Raw genomic sequence first — 26,204 nt, 5'->3', positions numbered from 1 at the left:
GCGCCGAGGAGGCCATGCCCCGGCTTCACAGTTCTTTACCGATCGCGCGCAGCGGCCTGGGAACTTTCGCCGTCAAGCGCCGCTCTGACGGAGCGTGATGATTGGAATGGACTCCACCAGATAAACTTCACGCTGCCGAGCCAGCCGGCTCCACGCCCGTTGAAAACCTGAAGCGCACTTCCTCCTCCCTCCCTCCTCCTCCTTCGTTTCAGGTCGCTTCGGCAGCTTTTTTATTCTGAACGCGCCGCTTGGGCCCAGCCCCGGCGGCGCGTTTGCTTTCAAGGCGGTCAAGTCCGCCGGCCCGTCGCTCAGGCCGGCGGCACCGTCTCCGAGAAGCTGGGGCGTTGCATCAGGTGCTGGTCCAGCAACTGCGCCAGATTGGCGTGCCGGCTGCGCCAGTCCAGTTCGGGGAAGCGGAAATCCAGGTAGCCCAGTGCGCAGCCGACGGCGATGTCGGCCAGCGTCAGGTGAATGCCGGTGGCGCACCACGGCTTGTCGGCCAGGCCGCGGCTCATGGCGAGCAAGGCGGCATCCACCTTCTGCATCTGGCGCTCGATCCAGGCGGCGCAGCGCTCGCCTTCGGCGCGGCCGGGCCAGGTGTTTTCCAGCCGCGCCAGGATGGCGGCGTCGAGCAGGCCGTCGGCCAGCGCTTCCCAGGTCTTGACTTCCACGCGCTGGCGCCCGGCGCTCGGTATCAGCTTGCCGACCGGTGACAGCGAGTCGAGGTATTCGGCGATGACGCGTGAATCGAACACCGCATCCTGTCCTTCCATCACCAGGCAGGGTACCTTGCCGAGCGGGTTGGAGGCGCCGATCTGCGTGTCGGCGGCCCAGACGTCTTCCTGCAGGAACTGGTAATCCAGCTTCTTCTCGGCCAGCACGACGCGAACCTTGCGCACGTAGGGACTGGTCGGCGCACCGATCAAGCGCAGCATGATGTGGGGAAGGTGAGTGGTTGCTGAGTGCATTCTAGGTCGGGGCCGCGCGCGCTCCGTGGCCGATCCGGGTGGGCGATCCATCGCCCGTCTGCCCTTGCCTACAATTTCGGCATGGAACTGACCCCGTTGACCGCCGTTTCCCCGCTCGACGGCCGCTATGCCGGCAAGCTCGCCGCCCTGCGCCCGATCATGAGCGAACTGGGCTACATGCAGCGCCGCGTGCAGGTCGAGCTGACCTGGTTCGTGGCGCTGTCGGATGCCGGCTTTGACGAGTTCAAGCCGCTGCCGCCGCAAGCGCGCGCTTACCTCACGACCCTGCTGCACGGCTTCTCGCCGGCCGACGGCCAGGCCATCAAGGACATCGAGAAGACCACCAACCACGACGTCAAGGCGGTCGAATACTGGATCAAGTCGAAGTTCGAGGGCCAGCCCGAACTGCAGGCTGCGGCCGAATTCGTCCACTTCGCCTGCACCAGCGAGGACATCAACAACACCAGCCATGCGCTGCAGCTGAAGGCCGGGCGCGACCAGGTGCTGCTGCCGGCGCTGGATGCCGTGATCGCCAGGTTGCGCGATCTGGCGCACCAGCATGCCGCCGTGCCGATGCTGAGCCGCACGCACGGCCAGACCGCGAGCCCGACCACCGTGGGCAAGGAACTGGCCAACGTGGTGGTGCGCCTGGTGGCGGCGCGCGCCGCAATAGCAGACGTCAGGCTGCTGGCCAAGATGAACGGCGCCGTCGGCAACTACAACGCCCACCTGTCGGCATGGCCGGACTTCGACTGGGAGACCTTCGCGCGCTGCGTGGTCGAGGCGCCCGAGCTGGCGCCGGGCGACGACGCCAATCGCCCCTTCGGGCTCGGCCTCGCGTTCCAGCCCTACAGCATCCAGATCGAACCGCACGATTACATGGCCGAGCTGTTCGACGCCGTGGCCCGCGCCAACACCATCCTGATCGACCTGGCGCGCGACGTCTGGGGCTACATCTCGCTCGGCTACTTCAAGCAGAAGACCCGGGCGGGCGAGATCGGCTCGTCGACCATGCCGCACAAGGTCAACCCGATCGACTTCGAGAACGCCGAGGGCAACCTCGGGCTGGCCAATACGGTGCTGCGCCACTTGAGCGAGAAGCTGCCGATCAGCCGCTGGCAGCGCGACCTCACCGACAGCACGGTGCTGCGCAACATGGGCGTGGCGCTGGGTTACGCGGTGCTGGCCTACCAGTCGCTGCTGATCGGGCTGAACAAGCTGGAACTGAACGAGGCCGCGCTGGCCGCCGACCTCGATGCCGCCTGGGAAGTGCTGGCCGAGCCGATCCAGACCGTGATGCGGCGTTTCGGCGTGCCGGGTGCCTACGAGAAGCTCAAGGACGTCACGCGCGGCCAGGCGGTGACGCGCGAGGCGCTGCACGGGCTGATCAGGTCGCTGGAGATACCGCCGGCCGAGAAGGAGCGCCTGCTGACGCTCACCCCCGCCAGCTACCTCGGCAAGGCGGCCGAACTGGCCCGGCGCGCGTGAGCTGGCGGCTTGTCAGGCGTTTCGGGCCGTTGCCCGACGCTGCGTGTGGGGTGCGAGCGCATTCTGAATGCGAGGCACCGGGATGGCCCTGAAATCCACCATCTTCAAGGCCGAGCTGGCCGTGGCCGACATCGACCACGGCTGCTACGCCGACCATGCGCTGACGCTGGCGCGCCACCCCAGCGAGACCGACGAGCGCATGATGGTGCGCCTGGCGGCACTGGCGGTGAACGCGCATCAGGTGCAGGACCTGTGCGGCGGCGACGCCCGCATCGGCTTCGGCGCCGGCCTGTCGAGCCCCGATGAGCCCGATGTGCTGCTGACCGACTTCACCGGCCGCATCCGTCTGTGGATCGAGGTCGGGCAGCCCGACGACAAGTCGCTCGCCAAGGCCTGCTCGAAAGCCGACGCCGTGATCGTCTACGCCTATGGCCCGGCGGCCGAGGTGTGGTGGCGCGGCATCGAAGGCAGGCTCGCGCGCCTGGACCGGCTCAGCGTCTGGCGCCTGCCCGCCGCCGATGCGCAGGCCCTGGCTGGCCTGGCCCAGCGCAGCATGCAACTGCAGGCGACGCTGCACGATGGCCTGCTGAGCCTGTCGGGCGCGCACGGCAGCGTGTCGATCGAGCCGCAGCGCTGGAAGTAGCCACTGCCCTCGCTGCCGGCTTCAGTCGCGTGGCATCAACGCGCCGCAGGCCCAGCATTGCTCGAACCCGCCTTCGACCAGCTCACCGCAGTTCGGGCAGTACCAGCGCCGCTGCGGCAGGCGCTCCAGGTTGGCCAGCAGCTGGCGTGCGGCAGACTCGTGCTCGGCGTGGCGCAGCCAGATTTCCGGCAGGCACTGGTCGGGCGGCAACTCGCCGGCCGCGCTGGACAGGAACCAGCGTTCCACCGTGGCCGGGTAGCCGGCCTCGCACAGCAGGTCGGCCCAGACCTGGGCGATGGCGGCATTGGGGGCGCGGGTCAGACGGCGCATCGGCGATCGACGGCGATGAATGCGCGGGTGGCGGGTGCGCTCAGCGGCCGACGCGGCCCCAGCCGACATCCGCGCTGCCGTAGACGGTGACACCGGGCTGGGCGTTCGCAGCGTCGCTGTGCACCGGCACGCCGCTGCAGCCGCTCAGGCCGGGCGCAACGCCCAGCGCGGCCAGCATGGCAAGGCGGGCAAGCAAGGTGCGCATGGTGAACTCCTGTGAACGAGGCTGAAGCCTCAACGGGCCCAGTATGCCGCCTTCGCCGTGTGCGTGGCGTTCAGATCGCGGCGCGCGGCAGCTTCCAGAACGCCAGCGCGCCCAGCATCAGCATCGCCGACATGGTCAGCAGCGCGGCGCTGAACGGCTCGACGCCGGCCAGTGGCGCCAGGCTGGCGGCCAGGCCGCTGGCCCACTGCATCAGCGAGATGCCCAGGAACATGGCCATGGTGAACAGCGACAGCGCCCGGCCGCGCACCGCCTCGGGGTAGGCGTCGCGCACGTAGCCGTACTGCAGCACGCCGTAGCCCGACAGCAGGCCGTAGGTCACCGCCAGCGCTACGTCGACCCAGGCCAGCTGCAGCAGGCCCATGGTGCCGACCACCAGCGCGGCGATGAGCGCGAAGACCAGCAGCCATTTGACGCGGCGCGCGCCGCCCGGATCGAGCCGGCCGAAAATGGTCGGGCTGACCATGCTGGCCAGCGTCATCGTCAGCGCCACGTGGCCGCTCTGCACCAGGCTGAAGCCGTGACGCTCGACCAGCAGCGGGCCCAGCCACAGGCCGCGCACGGTGATGAAGCCGGCGTAGGCGACCGCCGCGTAGGCCACCAGGCCAAGCGTGTGCGGCAGCCGGAACAGGCTGAACAGTTCGCGCAGCGCGGCCAGTGGCGACGGTGCGCCCGCGGCCTGCGTGGTGGCCGGCTGCGCGGGTTCATGCACCTGCCACCAGATCACCGCCCAGGCCAGCACGCCGGCCAGGGTCAGCGCGCCAAAGCCCCAGCGCCAGGAACTGGCCTCGATCAGCCAGGCCAGCGGCGTCGCCGTGGCCAGCAGGCCGATGCTGCCGATGCTCAGCACCAGGCCCGAGACGGCGGTGAAGCGGTCGGCGCGGAAATGCCGCGCGATGAACACCGTGCAGACCAGGAACGCCGGCGCGCAGCCGGTGCCGATCAGCATCTGGCCCAGCATCAGCATGGCGTAGCTGTCGGCCTGCGAGGACAGCACGGCGCCGGCGATCGCCATCGGGAACGCCGCCAGGATGGTGCGCCGCACGCCGAACAGGTCGAGCGAGATGCCCATCACCAGCTGCATGACGCCGAAGGCGAAGTGGAACGCCGCCGCCCACAGGCCCAGCTGCTGCGGCGACAGCTGCAGCTGGCTGGCCAGCGGCGGCCCCATGATCGCCGCCACGGTGCGGAACGCCTGGCTCAGCGTGAAGGCGCAGGCCAGCGCCAGCAGCATGGCCCAGGCCTGCCGCAGCGGCATCAGCGTGGTGGCGGGCGGCAGGGCGGACGGGCTGGGCATCGGCGGCGGAGCGTAACGCAGAAGGCGCGCCGGCGCAGTCGCGCATGCGGCGTGTGGTGTACCGGCTCAGCGCTGATCGGCGGGTGCGGTTCCTGACGGGGCGTTCACGCCTTCTCAGTGCTGGTGCCCATGCGCGCCATGCACATGGCCGTGCGCGAGCTCCTCGGCAGTGGCCGCGCGCACCGCCTTCACGGTGGCAGCAAAGCGCAGCGCCTGCCCGGCCAGCGGGTGGTTGCCGTCCAGGTGCACTTCGGGCCCCTTGATCTTGACCACGTTGTAGACCTGCGGCGCGCCGTCCGGACCGACGCTCTGCAACTGGCCGCCGACCTTGACGCCGGGCGGGAACTCGGTCCTGGGAATGGTGCGCACCAGCGCCTCGTCACGCTCGCCGAAGGCTTCGGCGGCGCTCAGCTCCAGCGTCACCTGGTGGCCCACGCCCTGACCTTCCAGCGCGGCCTCGACCGGGCCGAAGATGTTGTCGTAGCCGCCGTGCAGGTAGGCCGTGGTGCCGGCGCCGAGCGGCTTGCCCTTGAGGTCGGTCATCCGGTAGGCGATGGTGACGGCGGTGTCCTTGCTGATGTTCATGGGGTGCTCTGGTCGGGGTCGGTAGCGGGTCAATGCGGCGAGTGTGACAGGTTCGCGCTGACGCGCGCAGCGGCGGGCCGCGCCATCAGGCGTCGGCCGGCGCGTCCGGCGGCGGGCACAGTCCACGCAGGCGCAGCAGTGGCAGCACCTCGGCGGCGGCGGCGCGACCGGCGTCGATGGCTTCGGCGGCGCGGTGGAAGTCCAGCAGGCCCAGGTGCCCCAGCCGCGGCGCGATCACCGCCTCGGGCGGGTCGCCCGCCATGCGGCTGCGCGTGATGCGCACCTGCATCACGTGGATGCTGGTGGCGATCACGTTGCGCAGCGAAGGCAGCGGTGGCGGCCGCGGTTGCGCCGCCTCGGTGTCGGGGCCGGTGGCGTCCTGATCGGCGTGCGGCCACCAGGCGCTCAGGCCCTGCTGCAGAGACTGCATCCAGGCGCCGCCGCGCCAGGCCTCCGGCTCGCTGGCCTCGGCGTGGAAGCTGCGGCCCAGCATGTCGTTGTTGAGATCCACCGCAATCACCGCGTCGGCGCCGAGGGCGCGTGCCAGCGACACCGGCACCGGATTCACCAGGCCGCCATCGACCAGCAGGCGGCCGTCGCGCCACACCGGCGTGAACAGGCCCGGCAGCGCGAACGAGGCCCGCACCGCGTCGGCCACCGGGCCCTGGCGCAGCCAGACCTCGTCGCCGCTGTGCAGCGCGGTGGCGACGGCGGCAAAGCGCGTGGCCAAGTCCTCGATCGGCCGCTCGCCCAGGTGCGTGCGCAGCATGCCCATCAGCCGCTCGCCCTTGAGCATGCCGCCGCCGAGGTTGAAGTCCATGTAGGACACCACGGTGCGGCGATCCATGCCGCGTACCCAGGCCTCGAAGCGATCCAGTTCGCCGGCGGCGTAGGCGGCGCCGACGATGGCGCCCACCGATGCGCCGGCCACCACGTCGGGCCGCACGCCGGCCTCGAGCAGCGTGCGCAGCACGCCGATGTGGGCCCAGCCGCGCGCCGAGCCGCTGCCGAGGGCGAGGCCGATGAGCGGGCGGCGGAGCGGGGCCATCAGGTGCTCGCCATGGTGGTCCGGCCCGTCCGTGGCGGGTACTCGGGGCAGGCCGTCTTGATCATGGCGCGTGTTCCAAACGGGTGTCCGGATGCTCTAGCTCAGGTGCTGCCCGGCGATGCCCGCCAGCTTGAACATGCCCACGCTGTCGGCGCCGAACACGGCTTTCAGCTTGTCGTCGGCGACGATGGTGCGCTTGTCCTTGGGATCCTGCAAGTCGTGTGCCTTGATGTAGTCCCACAGCAGCTTCATGACCTCGCCGCGGCCGAACGGGCCGTTGCCGATGACGGCGGCGAGTTGCGGACTGGGTTGCAGGTTGCCGGCGCGCGGCGTCTTCTCGGCCTTGGCGGCGGTTTTCCTGGCGGGCGCCTTCTTCTTTGCCGCCGTCCTGGTCGATGCGCTGGCCTTGGCAGCCGCCTTGGCGGGCGCGGCGGCGGTCTTGCGCGGCGGGTACTTGCGCGCGCCTTCGCGCGGCTCGAACTCGAAGCCAACCTTGCCTTCCTCGGCGCTCCAGGCCAGCCGCGCCTTGAAGGCGCGGCGCGTGCGCATGCTGACGAACTTGTCGAGCAGGTCGGTCTTGCCGTCCTGCAAGAGCTTTCTCATCTGCTCGGGCTCGACCGGCTGCTGCAGGATCACCTGGCCACTCTTGAAGTCGCAGGTCGGCTGCGGGTGGCTGTGCGTCGGCACGCTGCGCTCGCAGACGTAGCTCTTGCCGAAGGCCTTGACGGCGGCGCCGCACTTGGGACACGGCCCCAGGCTGGGCTGGCCCGACAGGTCGACGATCTCGCCCGTGGCTTCGGCCTTGGCGTCGTCGCCGAAGTCGAACTCGAGCTTGTAGTTGCCGGATTCCTCGTCCTTCACCAGCGTCAGCTCGGCCACGAAGGGCCAGCCGGCCTTGCTGCGGAAGCCCTCCAGCGGGCCGATCCGGTGCTCGCGCAGGAACTGTTCAGCCTCCTCGACCGCGAAGGTGCGGCCGGCCGGCGTCTTGGTGAAGGAGAAGCCGCAGCCGGCGTTGTCGCTGTCGCCCTCGGCGCCGGTGCAGGCGAAGCGGCGGTAGTTCTCCTTCACCACGCCGCCGCAGTTCGGGCAGGCGGTCTGCAGCGTGGCGTAGTCGCCCGGAATGGTGTCGCGGTCGTACTCCTTGGCCTTGCGCACGATGCGCTCGGTCATGGCGGCGATCTGCTGCATGAAGCTGTCGCGCGAGAGCTGGCCCTTTTCCATCTGCGCCAGCTTGTATTCCCAGTCGCCGGTCAGCGCCGGCTTGCTGAGTTCCTCCACCTGCAGGCCGCGCAGCAGGGTCATCAGCTGGAACGCCTTGGCGGTCGGGATCAGTTCGCGGCCCTCGCGCAGCAGGTATTTCTCGCTCAGCAGGCCCTCGATGATGGCGGCGCGCGTGGCCGGCGTGCCCAGGCCCTTCTCCTGCATGGCCTCGCGCAGTTCGTCGTCCTCGATCCACTTGCCGGCGCCTTCCATCGCGCCCAGCAGCGTGGCCTCCGAGTAGCGTGCCGGTGGTCGCGTCTGCAGCGCCCTGGGCTCGACCGATTCGTTGCGCACCAGCTCGCCGGGCTTCACCGGCACCAGCGACTTGGACTGCTCGCCCTCCTTCTTCTCCATCTCGGCATCGGCTTCCTTGCCGTAGATGGCCAGCCAGCCGGGGCGCACCAGCACCTTGCCGTTGCTCTGGAAACTGTAGCTTTTGCCCTCGTGGCTGGCCGTGGTCACGCGGGTGGTCACCTGGTACTCGGCGCTGGGGTAGAACACCGCCATGAAGCGGCGCACCACCAGGTCGTAGAGCTTCTGCTCGGCATCCGACAGATGGCCCGGCGCCTGCAGCGTCGGGATGATGGCGAAGTGGTCCGACACCTTGCTGTTGTCGAAGATGCGCTTGCTCGGCTTGACGTAGCCCACCTGCAGCGCCTTTCTCGCATGCGGCGCCAGGTGGGGCATGGGGCTGCCGGCCAGCATCTCGAAGGTCTGGCGCGCCACCCGCAGGTAGTCCTCGGGCAGCCAGCGCGAGTCGGTGCGCGGGTAGGTCAGCGCCTTGTGCTTCTCGTACAGGCTTTGCGCCAGCGCCAGCGTGGTCTTGGCCGAGAAGCCGAACCGGCCGTTGGCCTCGCGCTGCAGGCTGGTCAGGTCGAACAGCAGCGGGCTGGCCTGCGTGCTGGGCTTAGATTCCTCGCTGACGCTGCAGGCCTTGCCGCGCACGGCATCGGCGATGGCCTGCGCCTCGGCGACGGTCCAAACGCGGTCGGCGCGCTTCTCGGCGTCTTCCGCGTCCTTCTTCCAGGCCGGGTCGAACCACTTGCCGGTGTATTCGCCGGCTTCGGCCAGAAAGCCGGCATGCACTTCCCAGTAGTCGCGCTTGACGTGGCGGCGGATCTGCTCCTCACGCTCGACCACCACCGCCAGCGTCGGCGTCTGCACGCGGCCGACGGTGGTCAGAAAGAACCCGCCGTCGCGCGAGTTGAAGGCCGTCATGGCGCGCGTGCCGTTGATGCCGACCAGCCAGTCGGCCTCCGAACGGCTGCGCGCGGCATCGTGCAGGCCTTGCATCTGCTCGTCGCTGCGCAGGTTGTCGAAGCCGTCGCGGATCGCCTGCGGCGTCATGCTCTGCAGCCACAGGCGCTGCACCGGTTTCGGGCTGTGCTTGCCCTCGAATGCGTACTGCGCGATCAGGCGGAAGATCAGTTCGCCCTCGCGCCCGGCGTCGCAGGCGTTGATGAGCCGGTCGACGTCCTTGCGCCGCGCTTGTCTGACTACGGCGTTCAGGCGCGTTCTTGTCTTGTCGACGGGCTTGAGCTCGAAATGCGGCGGGATCACCGGCAGGTGCGCGAAGCTCCACTTGCCGCGCTTGACGTCGTACTGCTCGGGTGCCTGGATCTCGACCAGGTGGCCGACGGCGCTGGTGACGACATAGCGCTCGTTCTCGAAATGCTCGTCGTGCTTGTCGAACTTGCCGGCGACGGGGGTCAGGGCGCGCACGATGTCCTGCGCGACCGAAGGTTTTTCAGCGATGACCAGGGTCTTCATGGGCTGTCTTTAGAATCCGCTGTCCTCGCGCGCACACGCGCGCATACGTACGAATTCAACATAGCAAAATTTTCCCGTGCCGCTCAATTCCCCTACCGCAGCGCCCGCCAATGGCCGCCGCATCCAGGTCCGGCGCTCGGGCGTGCACGGCAAGGGGGTGTTCGCCCTGGTCGACATCCCCAAGGGCGAGCGCATCATCGAATACACCGGTGAAGTGATCAGCTGGGACGAGGCGCAGCGCCGCCACCCGCACGATCCCGAGGACCCGAACCACACCTTCTATTTCCACATCGACGATGCGCACGTCATCGACGCGCTGTACGGCGGCAACGCGGCGCGCTGGATCAACCATTCCTGCGCGCCCAACTGCGAGGCCGACGTGGACGAGGGGCGCATCTTCATCACCTCGCGGCGCCGGATCAAGGCCGGCGAGGAGCTGAACTACGACTACGGCCTGGTGATCGACGAGCCGCTCACGCCCGAGCTGAAGGCCGACTACCCCTGCCGTTGCGGCAGCCGCAACTGCCGCGGCACCCTGCTGTCGAGCGACCTGGACAGCGCAGAGGACCGGACCGCAGAGAAGAAGCGCAAGAAGAATCCGCAGAAGCCGCGCGCCCGCAGCCGCAAGGCCTGAGGCGGCGCAACCGATGCGCGCGCCCGCCCTGCCCTGGCCCGTGACGGCGCTGACCGACGCGCTGACGCCCTGGGTGCCGGGCGCCGCCGTCGAGGTGCTGGCGGAGATCGATTCCAGCAACAGCGAGCTGATGCGCCGCGCCCGCGCCGGCGTGCTGGCGCCGACCCTGCTGGTGGCCGAGACGCAGAGTGCCGGCCGCGGCCGCCTGGGGCGCGACTGGCAGGGCGGCGGCCTGGGCAGCGCCCTGAGTTTTTCGCTGGGCCTGCCGCTGGCGCCGCGCGGCGACTGGTCGGGCCTGTCGCTGGCCGTCGGCCTGGCGATTGCCGAGGCGCTGCACGCCGAGATCCAGCTCAAGTGGCCGAACGACCTGTGGTGGCACGACCGCAAGCTGGCCGGCATCCTGGTCGAGACCGCCGGCGCCGGCGCATCCGGTGCGGCGCGCTTCGTGGTGGTGGGCGTCGGCATCAACATCGCACCGCTGGCCGACCCGGGCTTCCGCACGCCGCCCGGCTGGCTGCAGGCGCTGCTGCCGGAAATCGACGCGCCGGGCGCCCTGCTGCGCATCGCGGCGCCGCTGGCGCAGGCGCTTGGCGCCTTCGAGCAGCAGGGCTTCGCGCCGCTGGTCGCGCGCTTCAACGCACGTGATGCGCTGGCCGGACAGGCGGTGCGCCTGTCCGACGGCACCGAAGGGATCGCCCAGGGCGTCGATGCGATGGGCGCGCTGCGGGTCGAAACGGCGGCCGGCCCGCGCACCGTGCACAGCGCCGAAGTCAGCGTGCGCCCGATGGGGCCGGCCTGATGCTCGGCCGCTGGATCGTCGCCCTGTTGCTGGCCAACCTGGGCTGGCTGGCCTGGTCGCAGGGCTGGCTGCAGCCGCTCGGCTGGGGCCCGACGCGGCAGGCCGAGCCGGAGCGGCTGCAGCGCCAAGTGCGGCCGGAGGCCTTGCAATGGCAGGCGCCGTTGGCGTTGCCGCCGGCCGCTCCTGCGGCGCCGGCGTCCGAATCGGAACCGGCGGCGTCGGCTGCGGTCAGCCCGGCGGATCCGGTCGCCTCGGCGGCCGAGCCGGCTTCGGCCACCGATGCGCCGCCGGCCGCCACCGCCGCAGCCGAGGCCGCGCTTGCCGCCGCTGCGGAAGCCGCGACCGCCACCGCATCGGAGCCGCCGGCAGCGCCCGCTTCCGAATCGGCGCCGAGTGCATCCGCGATGCCCGGATCGGCTGCAGGATCCACGTTGCCCGGCACGCCGGCTTCCGCGGTGCCTGGTGCACCGCCGGTAGCGCCGGCACCCGTCGCGGCCGCCGAGGTCCGCTGCCTCCAGACCGGTCCCTTCGACGCTGACCAGCTTGCGCGCGTGCGTGCCACCGCGGCCGCGCTGCCGGCCGGCAGCTGGCGCATCGATGAGCTGCAGCGGGGCGGCCGCTGGATGGTGTACCTCCCGCTGGCCGATGCCGCCATCGTCATCACCCGGCGCGCGGAGCTGCGCGCCCAGGGCATCGACACCGATGCGCCGGGCGCGGCGCGGGAGCCCGGCCTGTCGCTCGGCCGTTTCTCGAGCGAAGCGGCGGCCGAGCGCGCGCTGGCCGAACTGGGCCGCAAGGGCGTGCGCGGCGCCCGCGTGGTGCCCGAGCGCCGCGCTACGTCGAGCTACCTGCTCCGGTTGCCGCTGGCCGACGCCGACCTGGACCAACGGGTGCGGGCGCTGGATGGCGCGCTGGCCGGGCGCGACTGGCGCGCCTGTGACTGACGGGAAAGCTCTCGACGCTCGATGCGGGGCGCTATGCTTGCACCACCCCAAGATCGACCCACCAGGAGACCACCCATGACCATGAAGCTCTACTACGCCAGCGGCGCCTGCTCGTTCGTGCCCCACGCCATGCTGGAGATGGCCGGCGCCACCTTCGAGCCGGTGGCGGTGAAACTGCACAAGGGCGAGCAGTACGGCGACGAGTACAAGACCATCAACCCGCGCAGCCAGGTGCCGGTGCTGGCCGACGGCGACGAGGTGATCACGCAGATCATGGCCATCATCACCTACATCGACGGCAAGTTCCCGGAAAACGCCTTCATCCCCAAGGATCCGCTGGCGCGCGCGCGCTTCTACGAGGCCCTGGCCTGGATGAACAACACCGTGCACCCGACCTTCACGCACGTGTTCATGCCGCACAAGTACAGCGACCACGAGCCCACGCAGGCCGAGGTCAAGCGCTTCGCCACCGCCAGCTACCGTACGCTGTTGGGCGAGTTGCAGGAGCTGCTGAAGAAGGCCAACGCGGCCGGCAACGACTGGCTCAGCGGCGTGCGCTGCGGCCCGCTCGACGCCTACGCGCTGACGTTGCTGCGCTGGGGCACCATCGCCGGCGTCAATCCGGAGGACTTTCCCGAGCTGTGGGCGCACGTGCAGCGCACCGCGCAGATGCCGGCGATCGCGCGCACCATGGAGCGTGAGCGCCTGCAGCTGAACCTGTACAAGCCGGCCTGAAAGCGCGCTGGGCGCAGCGACGGCGCTAGGACACGGCCGGAAAGCGCACCGTGAAGCAGGCACCGGGCGGCTGCTGGCCGGGCTGGGCGTCGGTCAACTCGACGACGGCGCCGTGCTGCTCGGCGATCTCGCGCACGATTGGCAGGCCCAGGCCCGAGCCGTCGACGTTGGTGCCGAGCGCGCGGTAGAACGGCTCGAAGATGCGCTGCTGCTCGCCGGCCGGCACGCCCGGGCCGTTGTCCTCCACCTGCAGCACCAGTGCGTGGCTGAAGCGGTCGTGGCTGATCCGCACGGTGACGACGCCGGGCCGGTCCGGCGTCGAGGGCGCGTAGTTGAGGGCGTTGTCGACCAGGTTGCGGATCATCTCCTGCAGCAGCGTCGGGTTGCCGCGCACGGTCGGCGGCGCCTGTCCCGGCTCGGGGCCCTCGTAGCCGAGATCGACCTGCCGCTCCAGCGCGCGCGGCACCGCGTCGTGCACCACGTCGACGGTGAGCTGGACGATGTCGCAGGCCTGCTGCGCCAGCACCGCGCCGCCGCCCTCCGCGCGCGCCAGCGCCAGCAGCTGGTTGACGGTGTGGGTGGCGCGCACGCTGGCGTGGCCGATCTGCTGGAGCGACTGCTTCAGGTCGTCGGCGCTGGGGTCCTGCCGCTGCGCCAGGTCGGCCTGCATGCGCAGCCCGGCCAGCGGCGTCTTGAGCTGGTGCGCGGCGTCGGCCAGGAAGCGCTTCTGCGTCGCGATCGATTCCTTCAGCCGCGTCAGCAGGTCGTTCACCGAAGCCACCAGCGGGCCCACCTCCTGCGGTACCGAGCGTTCGTCCAGCGGCGAGAGATCATCCGGCCGGCGCGCGCGGATGCGCTTTTCCAGCTCCGACAGCGGCTTGATGCCGCGCACCAGCGCCAGCCACACCAGCAGCACCGCCAGCGGCAGGATCACGAACTGCGGCAGCATCACGCCCTTGATGATCTCGGCCGCCAGCACGCTGCGCTTCTCGCGCGTCTCAGCCACCTGCACCAGCGCCGGCGCGCGCGTGTCATCGATGTGCACCCACAGCCAGGCGATGCGCACCGGCAGGCCGCGGAACTCGGCGTCGCGCAGGTGCGGCTCGTCGTCGTCGGGCGCTGCGGCGGCCGGTGCCGGCTTCGGCGGCGCCGGCAGGTCGCGCTCGCCAGAGAGGAACTCGCCGCGCGTGCCCAGCACCTGGTAGTAAACGTTGTCGGCGTCGTCGGCGCGCAGCAGTTCGCTGGTCGGCTGCGGCAGCGAGAAGCGCACGCGCTGGCCCGGCCCGACCTGGATCAGCTGCGCCAGTGCCTGCACGTTGTAGACCAGCGCGCGGTCGAACGGCTTGTTGGCCAGGTTCTGCGCCACCAGCCAGGTCAGCGCCAGGCTGATCGGCCACAGCAGCAGCAGCGGCGTCAGCATCCAGTCCAGGATCTCGCCGAACAGCGAGCGCTGGGTGCGCTGGAACAGCTTGACGGCCATGATCAACGACGGCGATGGCGTGCCTACGAGCGGCGACAAGCCGCGCGAATGGTGCCGGACCCGCCGTCATTCATCATCGACGTCGCATCGGCCACGAGGTCATTCGCATCCAGCTTCAACCCGGGATCTTCTCCAGGCAATACCCCAGCCCGCGCACCGTGGCGATGCGGATCGGGCCCTTCTCGATCTTCTTGCGCAGCCGGTGGATGTAGACCTCAATGGCGTTGTTGCTGACTTCCTCGCCCCACTCGCACAGGCGCTCGACCAGTTGCTCCTTGCTCACCAGCCGGCCCGAGCGCTGCAGCAGCACTTCCAGCAGGCCCAGTTCGCGTGCCGACAAATCGACCATCTTGCCGTCGATGCTGGCCACGCGGCCGGCCTGGTCGTACTCCAGCGGGCCGTGCTTGATGGTCGAGGTGGCCGCGCCCATGCCGCGCCGCGTCAGCGCCCGCACGCGCGCCTCCAACTCGCTCAGTGCGAACGGCTTGGCCATGTAGTCGTCGGCGCCGTAGTCCAGGCCCTTGACGCGCTCGTCGACGCTGTCGGCCGCCGTGAGGATCAGCACCGGCAGCGTCTGCCCGCGCGCGCGCAGGCGCTTGAGCACTTCCAGCCCGTGCATCCTGGGCAGACCCAGGTCGAGGATCAGCAGATCGAACTCGGTGTTGGTCAGCAGCGCGGCGTCGGCCTCGCTGCCGCTGGCCACGTGGTCCACCGCCGCGCCTCCCGCGCGCAGCGAACGCAGCAGCCCGTCGGCCAACACCTGGTCATCTTCGGCAATCAGGATGCGCATGGCGTGTCTCCTCTTGTGTCTTGTCGGTGCCGCGAGGAAATTCTAGGCCGGATGCCGCCGCTGCGGGCCGGCGCACGGTTGGCCGTGGGGCTATTGCCGGCGCGCCTACGGCGCGTAGGCTTCCAGTCCCAGCGTCACCACGGTGGCCACCTCGTTGCCGACGGCGGCGCGGAACTCGGCTTCGGCCTGCGCCACGGCGCTCTTGAAAGCGGCCAGCCAGTCCAGCCCCAGCGGCGTGAACACGATCAGTCGCGCGCGGGCGTCAAGCGGGTCGGGTTGGCGCGTCACCAGCCCCCAGGCCTCGCACTGGTCGACCAGGTTGCCCATCGACTGCTTGGTCATCCCGGCCAGCCGCGCCAGCTCGGTCAGGCGCGCGCCCTGCAGCGGCAGATGGCGCGTGATGTGCACGTGCGCCGCGCCCACCTTGTCGCGTGCCGCCAGGTTCGACAGCGCCAGCGGCGCCTCGGCGCTCGCCGCCATCAGTTGCAGCACGCGCTCGTCGAAGCGCCGCATGGCGTGGCCGAGCAGACGGCCCAGGTGGGTCTGGCGCCAGCGGTCGTCAGCCGTGTCTTCCAGCATGGGCCACATAGTAAGGCAAACTGAACATAAATTGGCTATACATAAATCAATGGATTGATATACAGTCCTGTTCAAGCATCCAGGTCGACGTCGTCGCCCTCAGCACCAGCAAGACAACCCATTGATTCAACAGGAGAAAACCATGGACATGGCCGTCACCGACAAGACCGAGAAAGCCAAGGCTCTGCAGGCCGCATTGGCGCAGATCGAGAAGCAGTTCGGCAAGGGCACCATCATGCGCCTGGGCGAGGGCGAGGCGATCGAGGACATCCAGGTCGTCTCTACCGGCTCGCTCGGGCTCGACGTGGCGCTCGGCGTCGGCGGCCTGCCACGCGGCCGCGTGATCGAGATCTACGGGCCGGAAAGCTCGGGCAAGACCACGCTGACGCTGCAGGTCATCGCCGAGATGCAGAAGCTCGGCGGCACCTGCGCCTTCATCGATGCCGAGCACGCGCTCGACACGGCCTATGCGCAGAAGCTGGGCGTCAACCTGTCCGACATGCTGATCAGCCAGCCCGATACCGGCGAGCAGGCGCTGGAAATCGTCGATTCGCTGGTGCGTTCGGGCGCCGTCGACCTGGTGGTGATCGACTCGGTCGCGGCGCTGACGCCCAAGGCCGAGATCGAGGGCGAGATGGGCGACAGCCTGCCCGGTCTGCAGGCGCGGCTGATGAGCCAGGCGCTGCGCAAGCTCACGGCCACCATCAAGAAGACCAACTGCACGGTGATCTTCATCAACCAGATCCGCATGAAGATCGGCGTCATGTTCGGCAGTCCTGAAACGACGACCGGCGGCAACGCGCTCAAGTTCTACGCCTCGGTGCGCCTCGACATCCGCCGCATCGGCACCATCAAGAAGGGAGACCAGGCGATCGGCAACGAGACCCGCGTCAAGGTGGTCAAGAACAAGGTCAGCCCGCCCTTCAAGCAGGCCGAGTTCGACATCCTGTTCGGCGAGGGCATCTCGCGCGAGGGCGAGATCATCGACATGGGCGTGACCGCGCGCGTGGTCGACAAGTCCGGCGCCTGGTACGCCTACAACGGCGAGAAGATCGGCCAGGGCCGCGACAACGCGCGCGAGTTCCTGCGCGAGAACCCGGATCTGGCTCGGGAGATCGAGAATCGTGTTCGCGAGTCGCTCGGCATCGCCGGGCGACCCGCAGCGGCGCCAGCCGATGTGGAAGAGGCGTGAGCCTTCGCCAGCGCCATTGCCATTGCCTTAGGTCGGAACCCCGAAGGGATTCCGACGGTAGGGGGTTGGATGATTCGGCTGGCCGGGATGTGCGCCCGGCAGCGCACCTACTTTCTTTTGCTCCGCCAAAAGAAAGTAGGCAAAGAAAAGGCAGCCCCGCTGGCCGTGTCCCCTTCGCTTCGCTGCGGGGCAACCTGCGATGCTCGGGCCTGGGGCGGCGCCGCAGAACTCACTTCGCGGCTGCGCCGCTGCGTTCAGACAGCTGCGGCGAGTCAGATCACGAAGCGCGGCATGCTGCGCTGCCGCGCCCGCCCCATGCCCTGCGCTTCTCGGCACGGCCAGAGGGGAGGGAAGCTGGCTCGGGCCATCGCTGCGCTCGGCCCCGGTTTTTCTCCCTCCCCCTCTGGGGGAGGACTGGGGTGGAGGCTGTCTGATTCCATGATTCCTTCCCGCCCGCCATCACTCAAGGCACGCGCCCTGCGCCTGCTGGCCCAGCGCGAGCACTCGCGCGTCGAGCTGGAGCGCAAGCTGGCGCCGTATCTGCCGGAAGACGCGCCCGACCCAGCCGCCGCGCTGGCGCGGGTGCTGGACGAACTCGTGTCCAAGGGCTTCATCAGCGAGGCACGCGTGGCCGAATCGCTGATCCACCGGCGCGCCGGGCGCCTGGGCACCAGCCGGGTGCTGCAGGAACTGCGTGGCAAGGGCCTGGACGAGGACTTGCTGGCCGACGCCGCCAGCCGCCTGCGTGCGACCGAGTTCGAGCGCGCACGCGAGGTCTGGTGCAAGAAATTCGGCGCGCCGGCCGAGGATGCCGCTGGTCGGGCCAAGCAGATGCGCTTCCTGGCTGCGCGTGGCTTCGAAGCCGAGGTGGTGCGCCGCGTGTTGCGTGACGCCGACGTGTCGCCGGAGGAGTGATGCTTGTTCGGAAAAGCGCAGCGGGCGCGCGGCAACGCCGGGTCGCCCTCAGGCGCCCAACGCGCCCAGCCGCGTGAGCAGCGCAGCCACCTCCGCGCGCCCCTCGGCCGACAGCGGCGCCTGCGGTGGCACCGGCTCGCCGACGGCATAGCCCTGCAATTGCAGTCCGCCCTTCACGCAGGCGGCGAGGTTGTACTTGGCGAACACTTGGTTGATGGCCCACAACTCGCGCTGCAGGGCCATGGCTTCATCCCACTGCCCGCCCCGGCACAGCTCGTACAGGCGCACGCTCTGGCGCGGCACCAGGCAGGCCGGGCCGGCCATCCAGCCGACGCCGCCGATCAGCATCACCGCCGCCGGGATGTGCGCCGAGGCGGCGAACACCTGCATGCGGCCCTGCACGCGCTGCATGATCGACAGCAGCCGCCCGGTGTTGTTGGACGCGTCCTTCAGGTAGGCGATGTTGGGCAGCTGGCTCAGCCGCTCGATTACCGGCAGGCTCAGGTCCGAGCGCTGGAAGTTGGGGTTGGTGTAGAGCACCACCGGCAGCGACACTGCCTCGGCGATGGCCTTGAAGTACTGGTACACGCCCTCGTCGCCGACCGGGAAGTAGGCTTCCATGATGGCCAGGATGCCGTCCGCGCCGGCGGCCTCGTAGGCGCGCGCCTGCGCCACCGCGTCGGCAATGGCGCAGGAAGCCACCCCCGGAATCACCGGCACCCGGCCGCGCGCCGCCGCCACGCTGGCCTGCACCACGGCCAGGCGCTGATCCGGGTTCAGGTAGGCGAACTCGCCGGTCGATCCGAGCGGGCTCAGGCCGTGCACGCCGGCCGCGATCAGGTCGTCGATCAGGCGCGTCAGCACTTCGGTCGCCACGCTGCCATCGGCCGTCAGCGGCGACACCAGGTAGGGCATGACGCCGCGCCAGCCGGGCAGGGTCTTGTTGGTCATGGGAGTCTCCAGTGATTGAACGACCTCCCTCGTTGGGGGAGGGTTGGGGTTGGGGGCCGCGCCGATGCCATTGGTGACTGGGCGGGCTCCCATCCGTGCATTTCCCAGAAGGGGGAAGGAGCCCGCAGCCGAGCGCCCCGCGCCCCTCAAAGGGGGCAGGCCTGACTACAACCCCAGCATCAGCTTCAGGTTCTGCACCGCCGCGCCGCTGGCGCCCTTGCCGAGGTTGTCCAGGCGCGCGATCGCCACCGCGTGGTGGTGCGCGTCGTTGCCGAACACGCGGATCTCCAGTCCGTCCTGGCCATCCAGCGCCACCGCGTCGAGCTTGCCGCTGTCGCTGGCCGGCAGCACCTTGACCCATTCCTCCGGCGTGTTGGTCTGCGCGTAATGGCGTTCGTAGACCGCCTGCAGGTCGGCCGTCCTGGGCTGGCCGGGTAGCAGGTCCAGATGCAGCGGCAACTCCACCAGCATGCCCTGGCGGAAGTTGCCGACCGCCGGGATGAAGATCGGCCGCCGGGTCAACCCGGTGCAGGCCATGATCTCGGGGATGTGCTTGTGCGCCAGTCCGAGCGCATAGGCCTCATGCGCCGGCGCCTGGCCGGCCTCGTAGGCCTCGATCATGGGCCGGCCGCCGCCCGAGTAGCCGCTGATCGACGGCAGGCTGAGCGCCGCGTCCTTGGGCAGCAGGCCGGCGTCGACCAGCGGGCGGATCAGCGCGATCGCGCCGGTGGCGTAGCAGCCCGGGTTGGCGACGCGGTCGGCTCCGGCGATGGCGTCGCGCTGGCCCGGCGCCAGCTCGGCGAAGCCGTAGACCCAGTCCGGCGCCACCCGGTGCGCGGTGCTGGCGTCGATGATGCGCGGCTTTTTGCCCGGCAGCGCATCGACCATGGCCACGGTCTCGCGTGCGGCGTCGTCGTGCAGGCACAGGATCACCAGGTCGACCGCGGCGACGATCTCGCGCTTGGCTTCCGGGTCCTTGCGCCGCGCCGGATCAATGCTGATGAGCTCGACGCCGGCCATGCCCTGCAGCCGCTCGCGAATCTGCAGGCCGGTGGTGCCGGCTTCGCCGTCGATGAAAACCTTGGCCATCTGGGGTCCTTTGCCTCGGGCCGCGTCATGCCGACGTAAGCCCCATTGAGAGAATTGGTGCGCTGCACCATGATACATTCGCGGGCAGCGGCCCGCATCGGCACCGTCGTCACGCCGGCGCCGCGATGCGCCACGCGATTGTCGGCGCGCCGTTCACTCCAAACTCCAGAGGGACTTCATGAAGATCCACGAATACCAGGGCAAGGAAATCCTGCGTCAATTCGGCGTGCCCGTACCGCGCGGGATTCCCGCCTTCACCGTTCAAGAGGCCGTCGAGGCAGCGCAGAAGCTGGGTGGCCCGGTGTGGGTGGTCAAGGCGCAGATCCACGCCGGCGGCCGCGGCAAGGGCGGCGGCGTCAAGGTCGCCAAGTCGCTCGACGAAGTCAAGACGCTGGCCAACCAGATCCTCGGCATGCAGCTGAAGACGCACCAGACCGGCCCCGAGGGCCAGAAGGTGCGCCGCCTGTACATCGAGGACGGCGCCGACATCCAGAAGGAATACTACGTCTCGGTCGTCACCGACCGCGCGACGCAGAAGGTCGCCTTCATCGCCTCCAGCGAGGGCGGCATGGACATCGAGGAAGTGGCGCACAGCCACCCCGAGAAGATCATCAAGGTGTTCGTCGACCCGCTCGCCGGCATGACCGATGCGCAGGCCAAGGAGCTGGCTGACGGCATCGGCATCCCGGCCGACTCGACCGCCCAGGCCGTCGACGTGTTCAAGAAGCTCTACACCTGCTACATGGAGACCGACGCCAGTCTGGTCGAGATCAACCCGCTGAACCGCGACGGCAAGGGCAACATCATCGCGCTCGACGCCAAGTTCAACTTCGACTCCAACGCTCTGTTCCGACACCCCGACATCGTCGCCCTGCGCGACCTCGACGAGGAGGATGCGGCCGAGATCGAGGCCAGCAAGTTCGACCTCGCCTACATCAGCCTCGACGGCAACATCGGCTGCCTGGTCAACGGCGCCGGCCTGGCCATGGCGACCATGGACACCATCAAGCTGTTCGGCGCCGAGCCGGCCAACTTCCTCGACGTCGGTGGCGGCGCCACGCCCGAGAAGGTGACCGAGGCGTTCAAGATCATGCTCAAGAACCCCAAGGTCAAGGCCATCCTGGTCAACATCTTCGGCGGCATCATGAAGTGCGACACCATCGCCACCGGCGTCATCACCGCCAGCCGCGCGGTCGACCTGAAGGTGCCGCTGGTGGTGCGCATGAAGGGCACCAACGAGGAACTGGGCAAGAAGATGCTGGCCGACAGCGGCCTGCCCATCATCAGCGCCGACACCATGGCCGAAGCGGCGCAAAAAGTCGTCGCCGCCGTCAAGTAAGGAGCCCTGAACATGTCCATCTTCGTCAACAAGAACACCAAGGTCATCACCCAGGGCATCACCGGCAAGACCGGCCAGTTCCACACCGAGAAGTGCCAGGAATACGCCAACGGCAAGAACTGCTTCGTCGCCGGCGTGAACCCGAAGAAGGCCGGTGAGTCGATCTTCGACATCCCGATCTTCGCCACCGTGAAAGAGGCGGCCAAGGAAACCGGCGCCACCTGCAGCGTGATCTACGTGCCGCCGGCGGGCGCCGCCGCAGCGATCTGGGAAGCGGTCGAGGCCGACCTCGACTTCGTGGTCTGCATCACCGAGGGCATCCCGATCAAGGACATGCTGGAAGTGCGCAACAGGATGAAGGCCAAGGAGGCCGCCGGCGGCAAGAAGACCCTGCTGCTCGGTCCCAACTGCCCCGGCATCATCACGCCCGACGAGATCAAGATCGGCATCATGCCCGGCCACATCCACAAGGCCGGCCGCGTCGGCGTGGTCAGCCGCTCCGGCACGCTGACCTACGAGGCCGTGGCGCAGCTGACCGAGCTGGGCATCGGCCAGTCGAGCGCCGTGGGCATCGGCGGCGACCCGATCAACGGCCTCAAGCACATCGACGTGATGAAGGCCTTCAACGACGACCCCGACACCGACGCCGTCATCATGATCGGCGAGATCGGCGGCCCGGACGAGGCCGAAGCGGCCCGCTGGTGCAAGGACCACATGACCAAGCCGATCGTCGGCTTCATCGCCGGCGTCACCGCGCCTCCGGGCAAGCGCATGGGCCATGCCGGCGCGCTGATCTCGGGCGGCGCCGACACCGCCGACGCCAAGCTCGCCATCATGGAAGAGTGCGGCTTCACCGTCACGCGCAACCCGTCCGAGATGGGCAAGCTGCTCAAGGGCCTGTTGTAAGCCCGCCATCGGCGCCGGCCCTGCCGGCCTGGCCGATGCACCGCCACCCGACAGCCGGATGACGCTCGCGTCTCCGGCTGTATTATTTCCGTCATCCCGAGCAGCAGGAAGCGAGACACCGCGTGGAAGAGTTCATGACAGCCCATTTCTGGATCGCCGTCAGCCAGATCATCATGATCGACATCCTGCTGGGCGGCGACAACGCGGTGGTGATCGCGCTGGCCTGCCGTGGGCTGCCGCCGCACCAGCGCTTCAAGGGCATCGTCTGGGGTACCGTCGGCGCCATCGTGCTGCGCGTGATCCTGATCGCCTTCGCGCTGGCGCTGCTGGCCGTTCCCTACCTCAAGTTCGTCGGCGCGCTGCTGCTGGTGTGGATCGGCGTCAAGCTGATTGCGCCGCAGGAGGAGGACGGCCACGCCAACATCGAGAGCAGCGACAAGCTGTGGGGCGCGGTCAAGACCATCATCGTGGCCGACCTGGTGATGAGTGTCGACAACGTGATCGCCATCGCCGGTGCCGCGCAGACCGCGGGCGAGCAGCACGAGCTGCTGCTGGTCATCTTCGGCCTGCTGGTCAGCATCCCGATCATCGTCTGGGGCAGCCAGCTGGTGCTCAAGATGATGGACCGCTTCCCGATCATCATCACGCTCGGCGGCATGCTGCTGGGCTGGATCGCCGGCACCATGGCCCACACCGACCCGGCGCTGGTGCCCTACATCCCGCAGGACCGGGTGGTGCACTACGCCATGGGCGGGGCCGGCGCGCTGCTGGTGCTGGCCATTGGCAAATGGCTGGCCAGCCGCCGCAGCGGCAACCCGCCGCCACCGGCCGCGGCGGCCTGATGCGGTAGGGACGGTACCGCGTTCAGGAACAGGGAAACCGTGGAAAGCCAACCGGCATGATGCCCGCTCGGCGCGCAGGCTGAGCCTGCCCCGCTCTCGCCTCCTACACTGCGCGCGCCCGGCCGTTGACGCGCGGCCCAGCGCACCTCATCACGCCGCCCGCGCTGGTTCACAATCCGGCACGCGATGCCGTTCACCAGCCACACCGCCTCTTCCACCAGCCACACCGCCTCTTCCACCAGGCGCCCGCCCTGGCCGGCGCGCGCCTGGACGCGCCTGCGCCGGCGCCGCTGGCGCGTGCTGGCCACCGGGGTGCTGACGCTGCTGGCGCTGCTGCAGGTGCTCGGCATCTGGTCGTCGCCGCTGGTGCGCGAGCTGGAAGCCGGCCTGTACGACATGCGCCTGCGCTTCAGCATGCCGCACACGCTGGACGAGCGCGTGGTCATCATCGACGTCGACGAGCGCAGCCTGGCGCGCCTGGGCCAGTGGCCATGGGATCGCTCGCGCATCGCCCGGCTGGTCGACGAGCTGATCGAGCGCCAGCAGGTCGCCGCGCTCGGGCTCGACCTGGTGTTCGCCGAACCCGACGGCCGCTCCCCGCTGGCGCAGCTGCAGGCGCTGGCGCGCGGCGAACTGCGCGGCGACCCCGAGTTTGCCGACTGGCTGGCGCGCAACCGCACGCGGCTCGACCACGACGCCACATTGGCGCACGCGCTGTCCAAGGGGCCGACGGTGCTCGGCTACTACTTCACCAGCGACCGCGACGGCGGCCGCAGCGGCCGGTTGCCGCCGCCGCTGGAAGCTGTCGCCTCGCCGCCGCCCGATCTGCTGTACTGGGACGGCTTCGCCACCAGCATCGCGGCGCTGGCGGCGACCTCGGGCGCCGGCTTCATCAACGCCGTCACCGACGAGGACGGGCAGGTGCGCTCGGTGCCGCTGGTGGCGGCCTTCGACGGCGCGCTGTACGAATCCTTCGCGCTCGCCACGCTGCGCAAGGGCCTGGATGATGCGCCATTGCGCTTGCGGGCCGACGACGCACCGCTGGCCGGCGGTGCCAGGGCCGTGCAGCTCGGCGGCGCCGCTGGCCTGCGCGTGCCGATCGATGCCCGCGGCGCCGCGCTGGTGCCCTACCGCGGCCCGGCCGGGCCGCACGGCGGCTCGTTCCGCTACATCCCGGCGCTCGACGTCATCGAAGGCAAGCTGCCGGCCGCCAGCCTGCGCGGCCGCTACGCGCTGCTGGGCTTCAGCGCGCCGGGCCTGATGGACCTGCGCGCCACGCCGGTGGGCCAGGCCGTTCCCGGCGTCGAGGTGCATGCCAACCTGCTGTCCGGCATGCTCGACGGCCGCGTGCCAGCGCGGCCGGCGCACCCCGAGCTGGTCGATGCGCTGCGGGTGCTGGCGCTCGGCATCGGACTGGTGCTCGGCCTGACGCTGCTGCCGGTGGTCGGCGCGCTGCTGCTGGTGCTCGGCCTGCTGGTCGGCATCGTGGCCATCAACACCGCGCTGTTTGCGGCCGGCCTGGTGCTGCCGCTGGCGCCGTCGCTGCTGCTGCTGCTGAGCGCGCTGCTGGTCAACATGGTGCTCGGCTACCTGTTCGAGATCCGCAGCCGGCGCCGGCTGGCGCGCCAGTTCGCCACCTACGTGCCGCCCGAGCTGGTGCGCCAGATGATGCAGACCCCCGAGCGCTACGACATGCAGGCGCGCACCGCCCAGCTCACCGTGATGTTCTGCGACCTGCACGACTTCACCGCGCTGTCCGAGCGCATGGGCCCGCTCGAGGTGCAGGCCCTGCTCAACGACGTGCTGAGCCGCTTCACCCAGGCTATCCGCGCGCACGGCGGCACCATCGACAAGTACATCGGCGACAGCGTGATGGCGTTCTGGGGTGCGCCGGTGCCGATGCTCGACCACGCTGCGCGCGCGGTCGCCGCCGCCCAGGACATCGTGGCCCGGCTCGACGCGCTGAACGCCGAGCGCCGTGCCACCGGCCTGCCGCCGGTGGGGGTCGGCATCGGCCTCAACAGCGGCCTGATGTCGGTCGGCAACATGGGCTCTGACGTGCGCCGTGCCTACACGGTGATCGGCGACGCCGTCAACCTGGCGGCGCGGCTGGAGCCGCTGACCCGCGTCTACGGCGTGCGCCTGGTCGCCAGCCAGGCCACCGCCGAGCAGGCCGCGCCGGCCGATTACGCGTGGCAGGAACTCGACCGCGTGCGGGTCAAGGGCAAGGACCAGGTGGTCGGCATCCATACCGTGCGCGCCGCCGCGCCCGGCGAGGGCGCGCCGGCGCTGCAGGAGGAACTGGCGCTGTGGCGGCTGGCGCTGGCCGACTGGCGCGCCGCCCGCTTCGAGGCCTGCGCGGCGCGGCTGGCGGAGTTGCGTGTGCGGCATCCCGGGTTTGCGCTCTACCGCTTGTATGCGGAGCGCGTGGCGGATTGCCTGAGCGGGCCGCTGGATCCGAATTGGGATGGGGTGGCGGAGTTTGATGTGAAGTGACGGTGGGCTGGTGGCTCCTTCCCCCGTTGGGGGAAGGTTGGGATGGGGGCTGGCCGCTGCGCCCTTTGCCGATGGCGTGGTGGTTGGGGCGGCCGGTCATCGCGGCAGGGATTTTGATGTGGAAAGCGACATGATCGCTGGGGAGATTAGATATTTGCGACTTACTGGGATTTTGGGGTGGGTTATGCCGCTGGCCGGGATGTGCGCCCGGCGGCGCACCTACTTTTCTTTGTCTCGCCAAAGAAAAGTAGGCAAAAGAAAGGCGACCCCGCTGGCCGTGTCCCCTTCGCTTCGCGGCGGGGCAGCCTGCGATGCTCGTTCGTGGGGCGGCGCTGCGGAACTCACTTTGCGGCTACGCCGCTCCGTTCGGACAACCGCAGCGAGTCAGAGCACGAAGCGCGGCATGCTGCGCTGCCGCGCCCGCCCCACGCCCTGCGCTTCTCGGCACGGCCAGAGGGGATGGGAATCCGCTCGGGCCATCGCTGCGCTTGGCCTTGCATTGCCGCCTCTCCCGCGTGCGGGAGAGGGTTGGGGTGAGGGTAGTTTTTCTCCCTCTCCCTCTGGTGCAGGGTCAGGGTGGGGGCCACCCCTCCACCACCCCCAAACCGACAATTTTCGTCAGTTATCATCCGCCAGGATTCGTCAAGTGACAAGCAATGACACCTTGTTGCAATTCTTGATTCGACAAGAATTGTCATATCACGGGTCAAGTCAGCCGATCTGAAGCCAGATCGGTGCATCAGCGCCCCTTATGGGGCTCCGGCACGAGACTTGCATGCTTGTTCCTGCCGGTTGTGCCTCCTGCACCACCGGACTAGTCAAACGCTTGTCACACATCAATTACCAAGGCGGCCTCAAATCTGAAGTGCAACACCTCACCCGGCGTAAGGTGCTGCGATGG

The 26,204-nt window shown here is 69.5% G+C and carries 24 protein-coding genes; 12 read left to right on the top strand and 12 right to left on the bottom strand.

Annotation, left to right across the window (positions count from 1 at the left end):
* Window positions 1-308: 308 nt before the first annotated feature.
* Entirely contained in the window at window positions 309-932 is a 624-nt protein-coding gene (locus PK606_RS13070; protein ID WP_324564623.1) for a glutathione S-transferase N-terminal domain-containing protein, read from the bottom strand.
* A 117-nt stretch (window positions 933-1,049) separates the two neighbouring features.
* Here PK606_RS13070 and purB point away from each other — a divergent pair, with 117 nt between their 5' ends.
* Window positions 1,050-2,456, top strand: a complete 1,407-nt coding sequence (gene purB / locus PK606_RS13065; RefSeq protein WP_324564621.1) for an adenylosuccinate lyase — start codon at window positions 1,050-1,052, stop codon at window positions 2,454-2,456.
* 82 nt (window positions 2,457-2,538) lie between these two features.
* On the top strand, window positions 2,539-3,099 hold the full coding sequence (locus PK606_RS13060) for a YaeQ family protein (protein WP_324564620.1): 561 nt from the start codon (window positions 2,539-2,541) through the stop codon (window positions 3,097-3,099).
* 21 nt (window positions 3,100-3,120) lie between these two features.
* Here PK606_RS13060 and PK606_RS13055 read toward each other — a convergent pair whose 3' ends face one another.
* From PK606_RS13055 to PK606_RS13030, 6 genes are all read right to left on the bottom strand, one after another.
* Window positions 3,121-3,429 carry a putative signal transducing protein gene (locus PK606_RS13055; RefSeq protein WP_324564619.1) on the bottom strand — a complete coding sequence of 103 codons (309 nt, stop codon included), beginning with the start codon at window positions 3,427-3,429 and terminating at the stop codon, window positions 3,121-3,123.
* Between the two features lie 40 nt (window positions 3,430-3,469).
* On the bottom strand, window positions 3,470-3,634 hold the full coding sequence (locus PK606_RS13050; RefSeq protein WP_324564617.1) for a hypothetical protein: 165 nt from the start codon (window positions 3,632-3,634) through the stop codon (window positions 3,470-3,472).
* 70 nt (window positions 3,635-3,704) lie between these two features.
* Complete coding sequence (locus tag PK606_RS13045) at window positions 3,705-4,949, bottom strand: MFS transporter (protein ID WP_324564616.1); 1,245 nt, start codon at window positions 4,947-4,949, stop codon at window positions 3,705-3,707.
* A 114-nt stretch (window positions 4,950-5,063) separates the two neighbouring features.
* A complete protein-coding gene (locus tag PK606_RS13040; protein WP_324564615.1) occupies window positions 5,064-5,534 on the bottom strand; it encodes an FKBP-type peptidyl-prolyl cis-trans isomerase in 471 nt (156 codons plus the stop codon).
* Window positions 5,535-5,619: 85 nt separating this feature from the next.
* A complete protein-coding gene (locus tag PK606_RS13035) occupies window positions 5,620-6,582 on the bottom strand; it encodes a patatin-like phospholipase family protein (RefSeq protein ID WP_324564614.1) in 963 nt (320 codons plus the stop codon).
* A gap of 96 nt (window positions 6,583-6,678) precedes the next feature.
* Window positions 6,679-9,612 (bottom strand): DNA topoisomerase III, encoded by a 2,934-nt coding sequence (locus PK606_RS13030; RefSeq protein ID WP_324564612.1) that lies wholly within the window; start codon window positions 9,610-9,612, stop codon window positions 6,679-6,681.
* A gap of 76 nt (window positions 9,613-9,688) precedes the next feature.
* Between PK606_RS13030 and PK606_RS13025 the strand changes: the two genes are divergently transcribed.
* The 4 genes from PK606_RS13025 (at window position 9,689) to PK606_RS13010 (ending at window position 12,724) form a co-directional block, all read left to right on the top strand.
* Window positions 9,689-10,246 carry an SET domain-containing protein gene (locus PK606_RS13025; protein WP_324564611.1) on the top strand — a complete coding sequence of 186 codons (558 nt, stop codon included), beginning with the start codon at window positions 9,689-9,691 and terminating at the stop codon, window positions 10,244-10,246.
* Between the two features lie 13 nt (window positions 10,247-10,259).
* A complete protein-coding gene (locus PK606_RS13020; RefSeq protein ID WP_324564610.1) occupies window positions 10,260-11,045 on the top strand; it encodes a biotin--[acetyl-CoA-carboxylase] ligase in 786 nt (261 codons plus the stop codon).
* On the top strand, window positions 11,045-11,989 hold the full coding sequence (locus tag PK606_RS13015) for a hypothetical protein (protein WP_324564609.1): 945 nt from the start codon (window positions 11,045-11,047) through the stop codon (window positions 11,987-11,989). The genes PK606_RS13020 and PK606_RS13015 overlap by 1 nt, the downstream gene beginning before the upstream one ends.
* A 75-nt stretch (window positions 11,990-12,064) precedes the next feature.
* Window positions 12,065-12,724 carry a glutathione S-transferase family protein gene (locus PK606_RS13010; RefSeq protein ID WP_324564608.1) on the top strand — a complete coding sequence of 220 codons (660 nt, stop codon included), beginning with the start codon at window positions 12,065-12,067 and terminating at the stop codon, window positions 12,722-12,724.
* A gap of 25 nt (window positions 12,725-12,749) precedes the next feature.
* On the opposite strand, the gene PK606_RS13005 is transcribed toward PK606_RS13010, so the two are convergent.
* The 3 genes from PK606_RS13005 to PK606_RS12995 form a co-directional block, all read right to left on the bottom strand.
* Window positions 12,750-14,204 carry a sensor histidine kinase gene (locus PK606_RS13005; RefSeq protein ID WP_324564622.1) on the bottom strand — a complete coding sequence of 485 codons (1,455 nt, stop codon included), beginning with the start codon at window positions 14,202-14,204 and terminating at the stop codon, window positions 12,750-12,752.
* 115 nt (window positions 14,205-14,319) lie between these two features.
* A complete protein-coding gene (locus PK606_RS13000; RefSeq protein WP_324564606.1) occupies window positions 14,320-14,994 on the bottom strand; it encodes a response regulator in 675 nt (224 codons plus the stop codon).
* 105 nt (window positions 14,995-15,099) lie between these two features.
* Window positions 15,100-15,573: a MarR family winged helix-turn-helix transcriptional regulator gene (locus tag PK606_RS12995; RefSeq protein ID WP_324564605.1), complete on the bottom strand. Its 474-nt coding sequence runs from the start codon at window positions 15,571-15,573 to the stop codon at window positions 15,100-15,102.
* A 142-nt stretch (window positions 15,574-15,715) separates the two neighbouring features.
* Between PK606_RS12995 and recA the strand changes: the two genes are divergently transcribed.
* Together recA and recX are read left to right on the top strand one after the other, a co-directional pair.
* Entirely contained in the window at window positions 15,716-16,765 is a 1,050-nt protein-coding gene (gene recA / locus PK606_RS12990) for a recombinase RecA (protein ID WP_324564603.1), read from the top strand.
* A 438-nt stretch (window positions 16,766-17,203) separates the two neighbouring features.
* The gene (gene recX, locus PK606_RS12985; RefSeq protein WP_324564601.1) at window positions 17,204-17,680 is read left to right on the top strand and encodes a recombination regulator RecX; all 477 of its coding nucleotides are present in this window, start codon (window positions 17,204-17,206) and stop codon (window positions 17,678-17,680) included.
* Between the two features lie 48 nt (window positions 17,681-17,728).
* On the opposite strand, the gene PK606_RS12980 is transcribed toward recX, so the two are convergent.
* Window positions 17,729-18,631, bottom strand: a complete 903-nt coding sequence (locus PK606_RS12980; protein ID WP_324564599.1) for a dihydrodipicolinate synthase family protein — start codon at window positions 18,629-18,631, stop codon at window positions 17,729-17,731.
* A 165-nt stretch (window positions 18,632-18,796) separates the two neighbouring features.
* On the bottom strand, window positions 18,797-19,720 hold the full coding sequence (argC, locus tag PK606_RS12975) for an N-acetyl-gamma-glutamyl-phosphate reductase (protein ID WP_324564597.1): 924 nt from the start codon (window positions 19,718-19,720) through the stop codon (window positions 18,797-18,799).
* 178 nt (window positions 19,721-19,898) lie between these two features.
* On the opposite strand from argC, the gene sucC reads away from it, so the two are divergent.
* The 4 genes from sucC (at window position 19,899) to PK606_RS12955 (ending at window position 25,303) form a co-directional block, all read left to right on the top strand.
* Window positions 19,899-21,059 (top strand): ADP-forming succinate--CoA ligase subunit beta, encoded by a 1,161-nt coding sequence (sucC, locus tag PK606_RS12970; protein ID WP_324564596.1) that lies wholly within the window; start codon window positions 19,899-19,901, stop codon window positions 21,057-21,059.
* Window positions 21,060-21,071: 12 nt separating this feature from the next.
* Complete coding sequence (gene sucD / locus PK606_RS12965; protein WP_324564595.1) at window positions 21,072-21,965, top strand: succinate--CoA ligase subunit alpha; 894 nt, start codon at window positions 21,072-21,074, stop codon at window positions 21,963-21,965.
* A 122-nt stretch (window positions 21,966-22,087) separates the two neighbouring features.
* On the top strand, window positions 22,088-22,807 hold the full coding sequence (locus PK606_RS12960) for a TerC family protein (protein ID WP_324564594.1): 720 nt from the start codon (window positions 22,088-22,090) through the stop codon (window positions 22,805-22,807).
* A 186-nt stretch (window positions 22,808-22,993) separates the two neighbouring features.
* Window positions 22,994-25,303: a CHASE2 domain-containing protein gene (locus tag PK606_RS12955; RefSeq protein ID WP_324564592.1), complete on the top strand. Its 2,310-nt coding sequence runs from the start codon at window positions 22,994-22,996 to the stop codon at window positions 25,301-25,303.
* Window positions 25,304-26,204 lie beyond the last annotated feature (901 nt).

This window comes from Ottowia sp. (assembly GCF_035444425.1).
Taxonomy (GTDB): domain Bacteria; phylum Pseudomonadota; class Gammaproteobacteria; order Burkholderiales; family Burkholderiaceae_C; genus Ottowia.
This window is presented reverse-complemented; position numbering and strand designations above follow the sequence as displayed.